This window comes from Streptomyces sp. NBC_00572 (assembly GCF_026341815.1).
In the GTDB taxonomy this organism is placed as follows: domain Bacteria; phylum Actinomycetota; class Actinomycetes; order Streptomycetales; family Streptomycetaceae; genus Streptomyces.
Genome location: NZ_JAPENX010000001.1, coordinates 2,934,584 through 2,951,470, shown reverse-complemented (window position 1 = coordinate 2,951,470; position 16,887 = coordinate 2,934,584). Strand labels below are relative to the sequence as shown.

16 protein-coding genes and 1 tRNA gene are annotated in these 16,887 nt (G+C 71.8%); 10 read left to right on the top strand and 7 right to left on the bottom strand.

Translation table 11 applies throughout. The annotated features are described in order from the left end of the window. Positions 1–212: 212 nt before the first annotated feature. The 4 genes from OG514_RS13535 to OG514_RS13520 all read right to left on the bottom strand — a co-directional run bounded on the left by OG514_RS13535 (position 213) and on the right by OG514_RS13520 (position 2,917). A complete protein-coding gene (locus OG514_RS13535) occupies positions 213–737 on the bottom strand; it encodes an O-acetyl-ADP-ribose deacetylase (protein WP_266894278.1) in 525 nt (174 codons plus the stop codon). A gap of 121 nt (positions 738–858) precedes the next feature. Beyond that, positions 859–1,068: an antitoxin gene (locus OG514_RS13530; RefSeq protein WP_266894276.1), complete on the bottom strand. Its 210-nt coding sequence runs from the start codon at positions 1,066–1,068 to the stop codon at positions 859–861. A 204-nt stretch (positions 1,069–1,272) separates the two neighbouring features. After that, positions 1,273–1,360 (bottom strand) — tRNA-Ser (locus OG514_RS13525). Positions 1,361–1,408: 48 nt separating this feature from the next. Beyond that, entirely contained in the window at positions 1,409–2,917 is a 1,509-nt protein-coding gene (locus OG514_RS13520) for a S1C family serine protease (RefSeq protein WP_266894274.1), read from the bottom strand. 202 nt (positions 2,918–3,119) lie between these two features. Here OG514_RS13520 and OG514_RS13515 point away from each other — a divergent pair, with 202 nt between their 5' ends. The 3 genes from OG514_RS13515 (at position 3,120) to OG514_RS13505 (ending at position 5,822) form a co-directional block, all read left to right on the top strand. Further along, complete coding sequence (locus OG514_RS13515; RefSeq protein WP_266894272.1) at positions 3,120–3,950, top strand: glycerophosphodiester phosphodiesterase; 831 nt, start codon at positions 3,120–3,122, stop codon at positions 3,948–3,950. A gap of 105 nt (positions 3,951–4,055) precedes the next feature. Next, positions 4,056–4,679, top strand: coding sequence for an ATP-binding protein (locus OG514_RS13510; protein ID WP_266894270.1), 624 nt, complete (start codon positions 4,056–4,058; stop codon positions 4,677–4,679). A gap of 165 nt (positions 4,680–4,844) precedes the next feature. Beyond that, entirely contained in the window at positions 4,845–5,822 is a 978-nt protein-coding gene (locus tag OG514_RS13505; RefSeq protein WP_266894268.1) for a DUF5926 family protein, read from the top strand. 219 nt (positions 5,823–6,041) lie between these two features. Here the strand turns inward: OG514_RS13505 and OG514_RS13500 are convergent, their stop codons facing one another. Together OG514_RS13500 and OG514_RS13495 are read right to left on the bottom strand one after the other, a co-directional pair. Continuing rightward, on the bottom strand, positions 6,042–6,686 hold the full coding sequence (locus OG514_RS13500) for a hypothetical protein (RefSeq protein ID WP_266894266.1): 645 nt from the start codon (positions 6,684–6,686) through the stop codon (positions 6,042–6,044). Positions 6,687–6,837: 151 nt separating this feature from the next. Further along, positions 6,838–7,518 (bottom strand): bifunctional DNA primase/polymerase, encoded by a 681-nt coding sequence (locus tag OG514_RS13495; RefSeq protein WP_266894264.1) that lies wholly within the window; start codon positions 7,516–7,518, stop codon positions 6,838–6,840. 564 nt (positions 7,519–8,082) lie between these two features. On the opposite strand from OG514_RS13495, the gene OG514_RS13490 reads away from it, so the two are divergent. Together OG514_RS13490 and OG514_RS13485 are read left to right on the top strand one after the other, a co-directional pair. Further along, complete coding sequence (locus OG514_RS13490; protein WP_266894262.1) at positions 8,083–9,534, top strand: PP2C family protein-serine/threonine phosphatase; 1,452 nt, start codon at positions 8,083–8,085, stop codon at positions 9,532–9,534. 135 nt (positions 9,535–9,669) lie between these two features. Beyond that, the gene (locus OG514_RS13485) at positions 9,670–11,130 is read left to right on the top strand and encodes an aminopeptidase P family protein (RefSeq protein WP_266894260.1); all 1,461 of its coding nucleotides are present in this window, start codon (positions 9,670–9,672) and stop codon (positions 11,128–11,130) included. A gap of 155 nt (positions 11,131–11,285) precedes the next feature. Here the strand turns inward: OG514_RS13485 and OG514_RS13480 are convergent, their stop codons facing one another. After that, the gene (locus OG514_RS13480; protein ID WP_266894258.1) at positions 11,286–11,771 is read right to left on the bottom strand and encodes an ATP-binding protein; all 486 of its coding nucleotides are present in this window, start codon (positions 11,769–11,771) and stop codon (positions 11,286–11,288) included. A gap of 214 nt (positions 11,772–11,985) precedes the next feature. Between OG514_RS13480 and OG514_RS13475 the strand changes: the two genes are divergently transcribed. The 5 genes from OG514_RS13475 to OG514_RS13455 all read left to right on the top strand — a co-directional run bounded on the left by OG514_RS13475 (position 11,986) and on the right by OG514_RS13455 (position 16,885). After that, positions 11,986–12,777: a hypothetical protein gene (locus OG514_RS13475; RefSeq protein WP_266894256.1), complete on the top strand. Its 792-nt coding sequence runs from the start codon at positions 11,986–11,988 to the stop codon at positions 12,775–12,777. A gap of 122 nt (positions 12,778–12,899) precedes the next feature. Next, positions 12,900–13,682 carry a YcnI family protein gene (locus tag OG514_RS13470; protein ID WP_266894254.1) on the top strand — a complete coding sequence of 261 codons (783 nt, stop codon included), beginning with the start codon at positions 12,900–12,902 and terminating at the stop codon, positions 13,680–13,682. A gap of 48 nt (positions 13,683–13,730) precedes the next feature. Beyond that, positions 13,731–14,462 (top strand): SCO family protein, encoded by a 732-nt coding sequence (locus tag OG514_RS13465; RefSeq protein WP_266894252.1) that lies wholly within the window; start codon positions 13,731–13,733, stop codon positions 14,460–14,462. After that, positions 14,459–14,914 carry a copper chaperone PCu(A)C gene (locus OG514_RS13460; protein ID WP_266894250.1) on the top strand — a complete coding sequence of 152 codons (456 nt, stop codon included), beginning with the start codon at positions 14,459–14,461 and terminating at the stop codon, positions 14,912–14,914. The genes OG514_RS13465 and OG514_RS13460 overlap by 4 nt, the downstream gene beginning before the upstream one ends. Before the next feature lie 45 nt (positions 14,915–14,959). Continuing rightward, positions 14,960–16,885 carry a copper resistance CopC/CopD family protein gene (locus OG514_RS13455; protein WP_266894248.1) on the top strand — a complete coding sequence of 642 codons (1,926 nt, stop codon included), beginning with the start codon at positions 14,960–14,962 and terminating at the stop codon, positions 16,883–16,885. Positions 16,886–16,887 lie beyond the last annotated feature (2 nt).

Here is a 16,887-nt window from a genome sequence, read left to right as displayed (position 1 = left end):
GTTCAGGACAGCCACCGACGGTGCGGCGCAAGGGAGGAAGCGTTCCGGCAGATTTTCCGCCAATCTCGCCCTCACAAGATCGCAACGGCGAGTCCCCCGACCGAACGAGCCGAACACGCACATCGCACGGGAGAAGACTTTCGACTCCGAGGAGAGGTTCGCGCTCCACGAACGACACCTCCCCCGCGTCCGGCAGACGGGCCGCGCGCCCCCTACGGGACGTCCCGCTCCCCCGCGGCCGCCTCGAAGGCCGCGTAGGCCGGCGCGTCGAAGAGCACCAAGCGGACTTCCTCCACGTCGGTACGGGCGGCCCGTACCGTCTCCACGGCGATCCGGGCACCGTCGTCCATCGGCCAGCCGTAGATCCCGGTGGAGATGGCGGGGAACGCGACCGTGCGGTCCCCCAACTCGTCTGCGACCCGCAGGGATTCGCGGTAGCAGGAGGCCAGCAGCTCCGAACGGTCCTCCGTACGCGACCAGACCGGCCCGACCGTGTGGATCACATGCCGGGCCGGCAACCGCCCCGCCGTGGTCGCCACGGCCTGCCCGGTCGGAAGGCCCTTGCCGTAGTGCGAGCGCCGCAGGTCCTGACAGGCGGCGAGGATCTCGGGGCCGCCCTTCCGGTGGATGGCTCCGTCGACGCCGCCACCGCCCAGCAGCGAGGAGTTCGCGGCGTTCACGATCGCGTCCGCCGCCTCGGCGGTGATGTCCCCCTGAACGAGCACGATCCGCACCACGACAGAAACCCTTCCTCCGGCCGCACCCCTCCGACGAGCACATTGAAACCCGGTGAACCCCGAAGGGGCGCCCCGGACATGAGATCCGGGGCGCCCCTGACGATCGCGTCGCGCCTCCCCGCTACTGCTGGGGCGGGGGCTGCGGCGGAGAGTCCGGGTTCTGGCCCGTGCCTCCCAGCTGCTCCTTGAGCTTCTCCTGGGCGGTGTCGACCTGACTGCTGTACTTGCTCTGGGTCTTCTCGTCGGCGAAGTCACCGGCCTTGTCGATGCCCTTGGAGGCCTGATCCTCGTGGCCCTTCAGCATTCCCTTGAGCTTGTCGAACACAGACATCCTGGCCCTCCTAGCCACTGTTCCAGCCCCTCCAGCATCACGGCACCACCCGAGTCCCGCATCCGCAGAGCCGCCGAGGTCTACGGGCACGCCGCGCACACGCACCACGAGCCGTGGATCGGGCGGGCCTCACGGCACCACCGCCCGAGGAAACGGACAACAGAACGGCCCCTGACCGTTCTGCCTGGTCAGGGGCCGTTCCACTGGCGGTGGGTGTGGGATTTGAACCCACGGTGACTCGCGCCACGACGGTTTTCAAGACCGTTCCCTTAGGCCGCTCGGGCAACCCACCCCGCGCCGGCGGTGTGTCCACGTGCGGCGCGGGGAACAGCCTAGCCGGTCAGCTGTCGCCGGTGCGTTCGCCGAGGGTGACCGTGGCCGTGGAGGTCTTGCCGTCGCGCTCGTAGGTGATCTTGATCTGATCGCCCGGCTTGTGGGTCCAGATCTCGCTGATCAGGGAGGGGCCGCTGTCGATCGGGTGGCCCCCGAAGCCCGTGATCACGTCGCCGGCCTTCAGGCCCGCCTTCGCCGCCGGGCCGTCGGGGGTCACCGAGGGGGTGCCGCCCGAGCCCTGGGAGGCGATCGTCGCGCCCTCGCCCTGCTCCTGCATGTTCACCGTCGCGCCGATCACCGGGTACACCGGCTTGCCCGTCTTGATCAGCTGCTGGGCCACGTTCTTCGCCTGGTTCACCGGGATCGCGAAGCCCAGGCCGATCGAGCCCGCCTGGGACTGGCCGAAGCCGCTTCCCGTGGACTGGATGGCCGAGTTGATGCCGATCACCGCGCCGCTCGCGTCGAGCAGCGGACCGCCCGAGTTGCCCGGGTTGATCGACGCGTCCGTCTGCAGCGCGCTCATGTACGAGTTGCTGCCGCCGGAGCCGTCACCCGAGGCCACCGGGCGGTTCTTGGCGCTGATGATGCCCGTCGTCACCGTGTTCGACAGGCCGAAGGGCGCGCCGATCGCGATCGTCGAGTCGCCGACCGCCACCTTGTCGGAGTCGCCCAGTGGCAGCGGCTTCAGCCCCTTCGGCGCGTTCGTGAGCTTCAGTACGGCCACGTCGTAGCCCTCGGCCCGGCCGACGACCTCCGCGTCGTACGACTTGCCGTCCGGGAACGTCACGGAGAGCGTGCCGCCGTCCGCCGCGGACGCCACCACGTGGTTGTTGGTGACGATGTGGCCTTCCTGGTCGTACACGAAGCCCGTGCCCGTACCGCCCTCGCTCTCGCCCTGCGCACCGCCGGACTTCGCCTGGATCGTGACGACGCTCGGCAGCGCCTGCGCCGCGACCGCCGCGACCGTCCCCGGTTCGCGCTTGAAGGACGCCGGGGCCTCGCCCGCGGAGACCGTCGTCGAGCTGACGCCCTCGTCACCGCGCTGGGCCGCCCAGTAGCCGATGCCGCCGCCGATGCCGCCCGCGACGAGCGCCGCGACCAGGACGGCCGCCACGAGGCCGCCGGTGCGCTTGCGCGGCGCCGCGGACGCGGGGGGTGCGGGCGGGAGCGGGGCGCCCCAGGACGGCACGGTCGGCGGGGGCGGCGGCCAGCCACCGGCCGCTCCGGTCGCCGCGGCCGCCGGGGCAGGAGCGGCCGCGACCGATTCATGGGTGAGGGTCGGGTCCGGGGTCGGGGTCGGATCCGGGGCCTGGGTCGGATCCGGGGCCTGCGCCTGCGCCTGCGCCTGCGCGACCGTCGGGGCGTCCGCCGGGGTCGGGGCGTCCGTCGGGGTCGGGGCGTCCGTCGGGGTCGGGGTCTGCGTCGACGCGGACGTCGGAGGCGACGGAGGCGTCGGAGGGGCCGACGGGGCGGCCGGGTCCGCCGGTACCGCCGTGCCCTCGTTCTCGGTGCTCACAGCTCGCTCTCCTCGTTGACTGGGCGGGGTGGTGGTACCTACGGGGCCACCTACTGGCTCCAGGGTGCTGCACCAGCTTTTCCCACAGGACGTCAGGCCGCTGTAAGGCGGAGCTGTGCATTCACACCCCCACCTTTATATACGGACAGATCGGACACCTTCCGGTGTGCCCGCCCGACGCCGCCAATGGCACCATGACGCCGTGACTCACGCACGGCAGCACCCGAACCGCGTCCCCCTCCAGGTCGTCGCCCACCGTGGAGCCTCCGAGGACGCACCGGAACACACCCTGGCCGCCTATGTGAAGGCCATCGAGGACGGCGCCGACGCCCTGGAGTGCGACGTCCGGCTCACCGCCGACGGCCATCTCGTCTGCGTCCACGACCGCCGCGTCGACCGCACCTCGAACGGCCGCGGCGCCGTCTCCGCCCTCGAACTCGCCGATCTCGCCGCCCTCGACTTCGGCACCTGGAAGGGCCGCGACGAGGCCGGCGAGAGCCCCGACTGGGGCGACCCCGGGTACACCTCCGTCCTCACCCTTGAGCGGCTCCTGGAGCTGGTCTCCGACGCCGGACGCCGGGTCGAGCTGGCCATCGAGACCAAGCACCCCACCCGCTGGGCGGGTCAGGTCGAGGAGCGGCTGCTCCAGCTCCTCAAGCGCTTCGGCCTGGACGCGCCCGCGTCCCCCGCCGACTCCCCCGTACGCGTCATGAGCTTCTCGGCCCGCTCCCTGCACCGGATCGCCGCGGCCTCCCCGACGCTCCCCACCGTCTCCCTCGCCCAGTTCGTCTCACCACGGCTGCGCGACGGGCGGCTCCCCGCGGGCGCGCGCATCGCCGGGCCCTCGATCCGGATCGTCCGCCACCACCCGGCCGTGATCCTGCGGCTCCAGAAGGCCGGACACCAGGTGCACGTCTGGACGGTGGACGAGCCCGAGGACGTCGAACTCTGCGAGCGCCTCGGCGTGGACGCGATCATCACCAACCGCCCCAAGCAGGTGCTCTCGCAGCTCTCCGACCTGCGCCGCGACTGAGCACGTTCCGTCCCTCTCGACCTCTCACCTCAGCCCCCTCAGCCTCCCCTTTCCCTTACGTCACAAGGGTTCACAGGGCTTTCAGGGTGTGCACCGGCGCGTTCGATGCGTACGCGATCGTCACGAGTGCCTCATCGAACGCGGATTGGCCGGTTTCCGGTCCAGTCCATTGGGGCATCCACACGGTGGCGTGGGGCAAAGGAGGTCTCGGGGGTGGCGTTGGTGGTGGCACAGGAGGTGCCCACGTCGTCGAGCATGGCCGTACCCCATGGCCCTGCGGGCGTGGGTGAGGCGAGACACCGGATGCGGGACGAGTTGTACCGCAGCGGGATGTCCGAATCGGTCGTCGACGACGCGGTACTGATCCTTTCCGAGCTGCTCAGCAATGCCTGTCGCTACGGCAGGCCGCTGGGTCACGCGGATCGGGGCGACGGGGACGTACGGGCGGCCTGGCGGGTGGACCCGGCGGGCGGCCTCAGGGTCGAGGTGACGGACGGCGGTGGTCCGACCAGGCCCGTTCCGGCGACGCCGTCGGTGACCGCACGGGGCGGCCGCGGGCTGAACATCATCAGCGCGCTGGCCCAGGACTGGGGCGTACGGGACAGTGCGACCGGCGAAGTGACGGTCTGGGTGGTGGTCACCGAGGGACACCGCCGCGAGGACTTCGCCTCCCGCGTCGGAGGCGGCTCCCGCTTCGACATCCTGGACGCGTACGACGACCTGGATTGACGCGTACGGCGTTCCCGTGGGCGTACGGCGATCCCGCCCGAGGGCGTACGGCGGCCGCGCCCCCTCAGGGGGCAGCGGCCCGCCTGAAGGGTGTCGGTGCCCGGTACGGCTAGGCTCGCGCCCGGAACAAGCACCGCACCGCCGCGATCGGGAGAAAGCCACACCATGGCCAAGAAGCGCCCCCAGACGAAGGCCGGCAAGACCGGTCAGGCACAGGTCACGAACGGGGAGATCCCGGTCGTCGGGGCGCGCGAGCCGTGCCCGTGCGGTTCGGGCCGCCGTTACAAGGCGTGTCACGGCCGGGCCGCCGCGCACGCCGTGACCGAGCTCGTCCAGCGCCCCTTCGAGGGTCTGGCCGGCGAGTGCGACTGGGTCGCACTCCGCGAGCTGGTGCCCGCCGCCACCGTGCCGCTCACCCTGAAGGGCGGCCTCCCGGAGGGCGTTCCCTCCGTGACGCTCGCGACCGTGCTGCCGATGGCCTGGCCGGCGCTCCGCCGCGACGACGGCTCCGTCCTGCTCGCCCTGCAGAACGACTCCACCTCCGGCGACCTCGCCCGCGACCTCGCCGACACCCTCCAGCGCGCCCTGGAGACCGAGCCGGGCACCCCGGTCCCGCCGCGCCGCGTCCCGGCCGAGGGCCCGCGCCTGCAGGACCTGCTCGACGCGGACGCCGTGTTCGCCCCCGAGGTCCACGAGGGCTTCGAGTTCTGGATCCCGCAGTCCGCGGACGGCGCCGACCCGGAGGTCGCCGCCTCCCTGGAGCGGGCCAACGCGGCCGCGATCCCGACCGTGAAGCTGGCGAGCGTCGACTCCGCGTACTGGTGCGAGACCCCGGACAAGAACCACCTGCGCTGGGTCATGCCGTACCCGGAGGAGAAGCTCCTCGACGCGCTCGCCCGCCTCCAGGCCGCCGGTGGGACCTCCATCGGCGCGGACACCCGGCTCGTCGGCTCGTTCCGCGCGCACGGTCTGATGGTGCCGGTCTGGGACCTGCCGACCTCGATGACCGCCGAGCAGTGCGAGAAGCCGGCCGCCGAGTTCGCCGAGCGGCTGACCGAGGCGCTCGCCTCGGACGCCCCCCTCACCGCGGAGGAGCGTCGGGCGCGCGGCGGCCTCACGAACCGTCAGGTGACTCTCAGCTGATACCCCGCGTGGTATCGGTGACTGACAGACCGACCAGTCGGTGACTTCTGCCACAACCCGGTCTGCGGACGGGTAAATCCCTGTCCGAATAACCGAGATCGAATTTGCGAACAGCAGATCTCTTGTTACCGTTCTGGAAGCCCGGTCGCTGGTGCATCCCCCGTCGCCAGCGATCGGGCCTTTCCATGTCCGCTTCCGGCAGGCCCGAAGCGTCGACGCTCAACTTCCTTCGCTGTCCGCCGTGTTGCTACCGGCCCGGAGCAGCAGTGGAGTGTTGTCCCCCTCGCCCGTGCCCGCGAATTCCGCCACCGCCGTATACGCCGTGGCCATGCCCCGACCGCGCTCCCTGGGCGTTTCACAGGTTCCCGGTTCGTCCTGCGCCGTAACCGGGCAGCGGACCTGTACGGTCCGCCCGCCGGGGGCCATGAGGGTAAGAAACGCGTCGAGATCCTGGCCGGTGGCGTTCCGGTAGTACGTACGCGCCCAGTTGTCGGGACCCTCCGCCAGGACGCAGGTCTGCGCCTCGACCCCCTCGGGAGAGGCGAGTTCCGGCCCACAGTTCGTGACCCGCTCCGGGGACGCCGGAGCGGCGGGGGCATGACGGGGAGTGACGGGGGTGCCCGGGGAGACGCGGGTGCCGGGGGAGGCCGGGTCGGCGGCGGAGTCTGTACGGGGCCCCAGGCCGAGCCCCTTCAGCAGGTCCCCGGGCTTCGCGTCGACGGCATGGGCGGCGTCGGCGGCATCGGTCGCGCCCACCGGTCGTACGGGCTCCCCCGTCGACCCCGCCCTCGCGACGAGCGGCAGCAGCACGGCGACCGTGACCACGGCCCCGAGTCCGACCACGCGGAGGTTCACCGGACCCATGCGCCCCACCTGCTCCTGCTCGGCTGGAGATCTTGAACGGTGGGGTGAACATATCGGCGGCCGGCGGGCGCGCGGTCGGCCGCGCGCCCGTTTCCCGTACAAGTCGGACCAGGACACACCCGTACGGGTGAAGAGGCGCTCGGCCGCCTCCTCAGTACGCCAGCCGGCTCCCGCCGCCCGGGGTGCTCGTGCTCGCGTCCACGAGCGCGTCGACCACCGCCTCAACGTCCGGCAGCCACGGCCGGGCGGAGCCCGCGAGGGGTGACCGTTCCCATCGGACCTGTCCGGTGCCGGCGACCGAGGGCGGCAGGAGTAGATAGCCGCCCTCTCCATGGAAGCGCAGCGAGCTGGGGACGCTGTCCTTCGCGTACAGCAGCTCGCCGAGCCGTTCGAGGCCGTACGGGGCGACGAGGATCGACCAGCGCGTCGGGGTCGCCACCACCGGGCCGAGCCGCATGCCCGTCGCGTCGAGCGCGGCGAGCGCCCGCGCGCCCGCCACCGCGGGCAGGCTGACCGCGCAGGGCGCGCTGCCGCCCGTGGCGAGCACGACCGGGGCGTCCGGCCGCCGGGTCCACCACCAGCGGATCATCCGCTCGTCGGTGGTGGCAGCCAGCAGCCCGGGGTCGTAGGGGTGGGCGCCGGGCACCACGCAGTCGGGGTCGGGGCAGGAGCAGGCGGGCCCCGCGGCCGTACGGGTCGTCGCTCTCAGGCCCGCTCCCGGCAGGACGGGCCAGTCCCACTCGACGGCGAAGGTGACCGCCGCGTCGAGCCGGGCGGTCCTCGCCTTGCGCCGGAACCGGAGCCTGCGTCGCCTTCCGAGGATCTCGCGCATGAGCGCTCGTTCCTTTCCGTTGAACGCCGAATCCACATCACACCATGTGCAGGACACTTCACCGTGCGTATCAGCGCGTACCGGGTCGGCGGGGTGGCGACCCCTGTCGGAGCGGGGCCGGCCGGGCCGGAACCAGGTGGAACCACGTGGAACCAGATGGAGCGGTTCAGTACCAGGTGGGGCCGGGTCAGAACGAGGTGGAGCCGGGTCAGCACCAGAGGCGGGTCAGAACACGTTCCCCGCCACTCGGTGACGGGTTGCGGCCTGCGGCATGTAAGACGCCGGGGTTCCGCGTCACGTTCCAGGGCAGCTCCAACTGCCCCTGCCTGTCACCGATTACGTACCCAGCACGCTCGGAATGACGCGCTTTGAAACGACGCCAGTCGACCGCAAAAGGTGCACACCGAGGACAATTTTCGGCCAACTTGCCGTGGACTTCAACCCTCTCGCACGACCTCACGGACACCACAAGTCCCGTGGGGACAATGCTGGACATCGTTCCTCTTGTGCGTGTACATGTGGATGCATCGAGCGGCTCAGAATGACATGGGGGTTTGCGATGCTATGGCGTCAAACGCACCGGTCGGAAAGCCGACTGACATGAGCGCCCCACACATGCCGAAAGTGGCCGGAATCGATTCAACGGTTCCCGGGCCCCCGCACACTACGGCGCCCCTCCCCGGTGTGCCCGCGGCGGCGACACCCTCCGATCCGGTCCCCCCACCCGGGGCGCTGATCCAGGACAGGCTCGCCGCCTGGGTCTCCGACCTCACCACCCTCCACGAACTCACCGAGCGCCTCATCAGGACCTCCTCCCTCGACGAGGCCCTCCGCGAGGTGCTCGGCGCGGGCGCCGCCCTGGTCGGGGCCCGCCGTGGAATGGCCGTCCTCGAACCGGCCGACGGGCTCGGCCCCGCCTCCACCATCGGTCTCGGTCTCGCCCACTCCGACCTCGGCACCATCGAGACCGTCCCGCGCGGCACCAGCAGCTACGGCCGCCTCCTGGACGGCCTCCCCGATCCGGTCCACCCCGAGCGCGTCCCCGATCCGATCGCCATCCGCGACGTACGCACCGAGGAGGGCCTCGACCCGCGCCACCGCGAGGTCGCCGCCCGCCTCGGCTACGCCGCCAGCTACGCCCTCCCGCTCGCCACCGAGGAGGCCGGCCGGCTCGGCGCGGCCGTCTGGCTCTACGACGAGCCCGCCGAACCCACCGACCGCCAGCGACACCTCATCGGGCTCTACGGCCGCTTCGCCACCGAGCAGCTCGCCCGCCTCCTCCAGGTGGAACGCGCCCGCGTGCAGGTCGCCACCGTCGCCGAGGAGCTGCTCCCCAGCCGTCTCCCCCGCGTCCCCGGCGTCCAGCTCGCCGCCCGCCACCGCACCGGCCCCCGGGGCGGCGGCGACTGGTACGACGCGCTGCCGCTGCCCGAGGGCGCCCTCGGGCTCGCCGTCGGCTCCGTCTCCGGGACCGGGCCCAGCGCGCTCGCCGCCATGGGACGACTGCGCGCCTCCCTCCGGGCGTACGCCGTGATGGAGGGCGAGGACCCCGTCGCCGTCCTCTCCGACCTGGAGCTCCTGCTCCGGCTCACCGAACCGGCCCGCTCGGCGACCGCGCTCTTCGCGTACGCCGAACCGGCGCAGCGCCGGATCGTCCTCGCCGGGGCCGGGCACGCCCCGCCGCTGGTCATCGGCGAGCGGCGGACCGAGTTCGTCGAGACCTCGCTCTCGGCTCCGCTCGGGATGCTCTCCTGCTGGGAGGCGCCGAGCGTGGAGCTGTCCCCGGCACCCGGAGAAACGGTGCTTCTCTACACGGACGGGCTGCTGCGTCGTACCGGCGATGCCATGGACCGTGCCTTCGCGCGGCTCCACGCGGCGGCGTCGAGCGTGCCGAAGGCGGACCGGGGCGACCCGGGTGCGGTCGCCGACCACGTCCTGCGGACCCTGCTGCCCGAGGGCCTCGACACCGCTGTCGACGGGGAGGACGTGGTCCTGCTCGCCGCCCGCTTCGACTGAGCGGCAGGGCGCGGAACTGTAGGCGGCAATAACCGGAGCGTGAGATTCCGGTAATGGGTCTTCCGGCCCTGGGCCCCCTTCCGTACGACCGTACGATGGTGGGGGTTCAGTGTCGTACCAAGAGGAGGCAGACCCGTGGCCGAGGAGCTCACGCCGGAGACCCCGGAAGAGACCGAAGAGCAGGCGATCAAGCAGCGGAAGAACGGCCTGTACCCGGGCGTGTCCGACGAGCTCGCCGAGAACATGAAGTCCGGTTGGGCCGACACCGAGCTGCACGGCCTGGAGCCGATCGCCCAGGCCGACAAGACCGCCGCGCGCCGCGCCGCGCTCTCCGCCCGCTTCCCGGGCGAGCGTCTGGTGATCCCGGCCGGCAAGCTGAAGACCCGGTCGAACGACACCGAGTACGCCTTCCGCGCCTCCACCGAGTACGCGTACCTCACCGGCGACCAGACGCAGGACGGCGTCCTCGTCCTGGAGCCGACGAAGAGCGGCCACCAGGCGACGATCTACCTGCTGCCGCGCTCCGACCGTGAGAACGGCGAGTTCTGGCTCGACGGCCAGGGCGAGCTGTGGGTCGGCCGCCGCCACTCCCTCACCGAGGCCGAGCAGCTCCTCGGCGTCCCCGCGAAGGACGTCCGCGAGCTGGCCGAGGCGCTGCGCGAGGCCACCGGCCCCGTCCGCAACGTCCGCGGCCACGACGCCGGCATCGAGGCCGCGCTCACCGACAAGGTCACCGCCGAGCGCGACGAGGAACTCCGCGTCTACCTCTCCGAAGCCCGCCTCATCAAGGACTCCTTCGAGATCTCCGAGCTGGAGAAGGCCTGCGCCTCCACCGCCCGCGGCTTCGAAGACGTCGTCAAGGTCCTCGACAAGGCCGAGGCCACCAGCGAGCGCTACATCGAAGGAACCTTCTTCCTGCGCGCCCGCGTCGAGGGCAACGACATCGGCTACGGCTCCATCTGCGCCGCCGGCCCGCACGCCACCACCCTGCACTGGGTGCGCAACGACGGCGACGTCCGCTCCGGCGACCTGCTGCTGCTCGACGCCGGCGTCGAGACCACCGAGCTCTACACCGCGGACATCACCCGCACCCTGCCGATCAACGGCCGCTACACCGAGCTCCAGCGCAAGATCTACGACGCCGTGTACGAGGCGCAGGAGGCCGGCATCGCCGCGGTGAAGCCCGGCGCCGCCTACCGCGACTTCCACGACGCCGCCCAGCGCGTCCTCGCCGAGAAGCTCGTCGAGTGGGGCCTCGTCGAGGGCCCGGTCGAGCGCGTCCTCGAGCTCGGCCTCCAGCGCCGCTGGACCCTGCACGGCACCGGTCACATGCTCGGCATGGACGTCCACGACTGCGCCGCCGCGCGCACCGAGGCCTACGTCGACACGACGCTCGCGCCGGGCATGTGCCTGACCGTCGAGCCGGGCCTGTACTTCCAGGCCGACGACCTGACCGTGCCGGAGGAGTACCGAGGCATCGGCGTCCGGATCGAGGACGACATCCTCGTCACCGAGGACGGCAACCGGAACCTCTCGGACGGGCTGCCGCGCCACGCCGACGAGGTCGAGGCGTGGATGGCCGCGCTGAAGGGCTGACGTCCGCGTACGTTGGAACCGAAGGGCCCTCGCCGACCGACCGGCGGGGGCCCTTCCCCCTGCCCGCGCGCCCGTCGGCCCGTGGGCTCACGCCATGAGCAGGGACCCGCACCCGTGGGCTCACGCCAGGAGCAGGGACCCGTGCGCCCATGGGCTCACGCCATGAGCAGGGAAGGGCTGTCCTTCCACTTCAGGATCTTGTCGAAGCTGACCACCGCGCCGCCCCGGCCCGAGCGGTTGCCGAACTGCACGTGGTCGGCGAGCTCCTCGATCAGCCGCAGCCCCCGGCCGTGCTCGGCGTCCGCCGCCGCCAGGGGCAGCTCGGTGCCGAGGAGACCCGGCTCCTGGGCGGCCGCGTCGGGGCCGGGGAACCCGGGGCCCGAGTCCGCCACCTCGATACGGCAGGTCTCGCCGTCCAGATACGCGGTCACCCGGTAGGCCCGGCCCGCAGCGCCGGAATCCTCTCCGCCGCCACCGCCGTGCTCGACCGCGTTCGCACACGCCTCGGTCAGCGCGACCGACAGCTCGTACGACACGTCGGGATCGACGCCCGCCGTCTCCATCGTGCCCATCAGAAGCCTTCGGGCCAGGGGCACGCTCGCGGCCTCGCGCCGCAGATGGAGTGACCACCAGATGCTCATGCTCCAGCCTCCCGGCAGCGGCTCGACATACCGATACCTATTGCCGGACAGAACCCTTCGTAAGCGCACGGAGGCGTCAAGAGCGCTCGTTCGGCGGATGCACCGGGCTTGTGCGCCGGTGTATGTCACCCCGAAGACCCCCAAGCCCCCCGAGAAACGACCTTCCGGACCTGCCTCATACCGGTGGGACCCGTGGTGCGATGATGGGCCCGCCATGACTCCCCCCGCGCTCGCTCCACGGCTGCTGAGGGCCGCGGTGTTCACCGCGGTCTGCGTCGTGCTGTCCGCGCTCGGGCACGCCATCGCCGCCTGTGCGGGCATCGCCCTGTGGACGCTGCTCGCCGGGTTCCTCGGCGTCTTCGGCATCACCGTCCTCTTCGCAGGTCGTGAGCGCTCCCTCGGTGTCGTCGTCGGCGCCCTCGCCGTCGGACAGCTCGGTCTGCACGCGCTCTTCGGCCTCGGCCAGCACCAGCTCGCCCTGAGCGCCCAGGCGGACGACGCCCTCGTACGGATGGCGGCCCGGCTCGTCTGCGGAGCGGGGACCTCGTCCCTCAGCTCCGCCGACGCCACCCGGATCATCCGCGACGCCGGACTCGACCCGGCCACCGCGAGCGGCGCCCACGCCCACCTCGGACACGCGGCCACCTCGACGACCGCGCCCGCCGGTGAGCTGCTGCCCGATCTGCCCATGCTCCTCGGCCACCTGCTCGCCGCCGTCGCCACGGGCTGGCTGCTGCGCCGCGGCGACCGCGCCCTCGGCCGCCTCGTCGAACTCTCCGAGCAGGGGGCGACGGAGCTCGCCGAGTGCGCCCCCGTCCGCGCGCTTCGGGCCGCGCTCCGTCTCGTACGGACGCTGCTCACCGGGCTTTCGGCGCTTCCCGGTACGGGGCCGCGCCGGACGGTCCGTACGGCCTTCGACTCCTCGCCGCCGCCGGTGGCCGAGGCCCTTCAGCACACGGTGATCAGGCGGGGACCGCCGGCCGTCGACTGCGTCCTCGCAGCCTGACGCAGCCCGCCGCGGTCCGCTCAACGGGAGCGGAGCCGCGAACGTCCGCACGCCCACGGAGCTCTTCCCTCCCCGGCGCGCAGGACTCCCTCGCCTTTCTCCGAGCTGGAGTGTCTTCTGCCATGACCGTTTCCCGTGTCTCCTCCCGTCTCTCCGCTGCCCGTGTCGCCCTCGCCGGTGGCATCGCCCTCTCCTCCGTCGTGCTGCTGTCCGGCACGGCCTTCGCACACGTGAGCGTGCAGCCGCAGGGCGAGGCCGCCAAGGGCGGTTACGCGACCGTCAACATCAAGGTCCCGAACGAGCGCGACAACGCCTCCACCGTGAAGGTCGAGGTCAACTTCCCGCTCGACCACCCGCTGGCCTCCGTCATGCCGCAGCCCATTCCCGGCTGGAAGGCCGTGGTGACCAAGAGCCAGCTCAGCAAGCCGCTGGAGCTGCACGGCAAGAAGATCGACAAGGCCGTGTCGAAGGTGACCTGGACCGCCGACGGTTCGAAGATCGGCCCCGGCGAGTTCCAGCAGTTCCCGCTCTCCCTCGGCCAGCTGCCCGAGGACGCCGACCAGCTGGTCCTCAAGGCGATCCAGACGTACGACAACAAGGAGGTCGTGCGCTGGATCGAGGAGAAGAAGGAGGGCGCGGAGGAGCCGCAGAACCCCGCCCCCGTCCTGAAGCTCTCCGCCGCCTCCGAGGACCACCACGGCGGCGCCGCCCCGTCCGCCTCGGCCTCCGCCCCGAAGGACGACAAGGCCGGTCACGAGGACAAGACGGCCTCCCACGAGGAGACCGAGACGGCCGCCGCCTCCTCCTCCGACACCACGGCCCGGATCCTCGGCGTCATCGGCATCCTCGTCGGCATCGCCGGCGTCGCCTTCGGTGTCCTCGCCGGCCGCCGCCGCTCGGCCTGACGGCCGCACCTCATCCAGAGAACCCGGAAAGAAGCGGAAAGAACCAGCATGTCCGCAGAGAAGACACCCTCTCCGAAGCCCGGGGACGGACCGGCCCGGCCCGGTCGGCGCACCCCGCTGATCGTCGCCGCGGCCGCGATCGTCGCCGCCCTCGGCATCACCGCGGCCGTCGGCCTCGGCGGCAACGACGGCAAGGACTCCGGCGCGGGCTCCGACTCGGTCGCCGTGGTCTCCGGCGGTGACGACACCACCAAGGCCGCCACCGTCCTCGACCGGCCGTTCACCAAGCCGGCGCTCGTCCTCACCGACACCAAGGGCCAGAAGTACGACCTGCGGGAGCGGACCAAGGGCAAGCCGACGCTCATCTACTTCGGCTACACGCACTGCCCCGACGTCTGCCCCATGACGATGAGCAACATCGCCATCGCCAAGAAGCAGCTCCCCAAGGCCGACCAGGACAAGCTCCAGGTCGTCTTCGTCACCACCGACCCCGAGCGGGACACCCCGGCCGAGCTCGCCAAGTGGCTGCCCGCCGCGGGCGACCCCTCCTTCACCGGGCTCACCGGCCCGTTCTCCGCCATCCAGGCGGGGGCGCGGCAGATCGGCATCGGCATCGACCCGCCGAAGAAGGAGAACGGCCAGGTCGTCTCCATGCACGGAGCGCAGGTGATCGCCTTCTCGCCGACGACCGACCAGGGCTACGTCCTGTACGGCGAGGACGCGTCCATCGACGACTACGCCAAGGATCTGCCGAAGCTCATCAAGGGGGAGAACCCGTGAACCGCCGCACCACCACCCTGTCCGCCTCCGTGGCGCTCGCCGCCGCGCTCGCACTGACCGGGTGTTCGTCCTCGGCCGATGACGGGAAGCCCGAGCTGAAGGTCAGCGGCGCGTTCATGCCGCAGCCGGTGATGGACATGGCCGGCGGCTTCCTCACCATCACGAACGACAGCGGCACCGCGGACAAGCTCACCTCGGTCACCAGCGCCATCTCGGACGACGTCACGATCCACGAGACGAAGAACCAGAAGATGCAGCAGGTGACGTCCTTCGACATCCCCGCGAACGGGGAGCTGAAGCTCGCCCGTGGTGGCAGCCACATCATGTTCATGGAGCTGAAGAAGAAGCCCAAGCAGGGCGAGAAGGTCGGCATCGAGCTCCACTTCGAGAAGTCCGACCCCATCAAGGTCGACCTTCCCGTCGAAGCCGCCGGCCACAACCCGCAGCACTGAGCGCGTTGACGGAGTTCTCACAGAACTGACGGAGTGAACCGGAAGATGACAACCACCGCCCCGCGCCTCGGTACCGCCCTGGCCCGGCTGCTGATCCTCGCGGCCGCGCTGCTCGGCACGCTGCTCGCCGGTGCCGCCCCCGCGTCCGCGCACGCGGCGCTGACCGGCAGCGATCCGAGGGACGGGGCGGTGGTCGCCACCGCTCCCAAGGAGGTCAACCTCACCTTCTCCGAGCAGGTCGCCATGAGCGATGACTCGATCCGGGTCCTCGACCCGGCGGGCCGGAGGGCCGACACCGGAGAGATGCGCGACCTGTGCAGCGGCTCCGTCGTCCGCTACGGGGTGGAGCTCCGTGCCGGACTGCCCGACGGCACGTACACCGTGGCCTGGCAGACCGTCTCGGCCGACAGCCACCCCATCTCCGGCGCCTTCACCTTCTCCATCGGCGCCCCCTCCACGACGTCCGTCGCCCTGCCCGACCGCACCGCCGGCGGCGGCCTCGTCGGCACCCTCTACGGCATCGCGCGCTACGTCTCGTACGCCGGTTTCGCGATCCTCGTCGGCGGCGGCGCCTTCGTCCTGGCCTGCTGGCCGCGCGGGGCGAGCGTCCGCCCGGTCCAGCAGACCGTGGTCCGGGGCTGGCTGACCCTCACCGGCGCCACCCTCGTCATGCTGCTCCTGCGCAACCCGTACACCGGCTCCGGTGAACTCTCCGACGCCTTCGACCTGGCCGGTCTGAAGGCCGTCCTGGAGACGAAGACCGGGGCCGCGCTCACCTCCCGGCTGCTGCTGCTCGGCGCGGCCGCGCTCTTCGTAGCCGTCCTCTTCGGCGCCTACGCCCGGCGGACCGACCCGAAGGAGAGGAAGGACCTCGCCTTCGGGCTCGGCATCGGCGGCACCGTCGTCGCCGCCGGCATCGCCGGTACCTGGGCGCTGGCCGAGCACGCCTCCACCGGTATCCAGCCCGGTATCGCCATGCCCGTCGACATCCTGCACCTGCTGGCCGTCGCCGCCTGGCTCGGCGGTCTCACGGTGCTGCTCGTCTCCCTCTACAAGGTGCCGTCCGTCGACCGCTCGGCGATCGAGCGCTTCTCCAAGGTGGCCTTCGGCTCCGTGGCCGTGCTCGCGGCCACCGGGCTCTACCAGTCCTGGCGCCAGGTCGGCTCCTGGTCCGCGCTGACCGGGACCCGCTACGGGCAGCTGCTGCTCGTCAAGATCGGCCTGATGTGCGTCCTCATCGGCATCGCCTGGATCTCGCGCCGCTGGACCCAGCGCCTCGCCGACCCGAAGCCTGCCGAGGAAGCCGAGGAGTCCGCCGTAGAGGAGGCGGACGAGACCGAGCAGGCTTCCGCGGAGAAGCCGGACGAGACCGCGGAGACCGAGGCCGCCGATCCCGAGCGGGCCGCTCAGCTCGCCCGGCAGCGGGCCGCCGTCGCCACCGCGCGGCGCAAGCGGGAGCGGGACGCCGACCCGGAGCGGGCCGGGCTGCGCCGCTCGGTGCTGACCGAGGCCGCCGTCGCCGTCGTACTCCTCGCCGTGACCACCGTCCTCACCTCGACCGAGCCCGGCCGTACCGAGGAGGAGGCGGGGCGGGGCACCGCCGCCTCCGGGCCGGCCGCCGTGCCCGACCGGCCCGTCGACATCCGGCTTCCCTTCGACACCGGCGGCGTCGACGGCAAGGGCGTCGTCCGGCTCAGCCTCGACCCCGGCCGCACCGGGGCCAACGCGCTGCACCTCTTCGTCGAACGGCCCAACGGCAAGCCGCTGGACGTGCCCGAGATCAAGGTCGCCCTCACGCTGGAGGCCAAGGACGTCGGGCCGTTGCCCGTCGCCCCGGACCGGATCCAGACCGGGCACTGGAGCGCGAGCGGCGTCCAGATCCCGATGCCCGGCGAGTGGCGGATCCAAGTCACCGTCCGGACGTCCGAGATCGACCAGACCACCATCGAGAAGAACGTGAAGATCGGCTGATC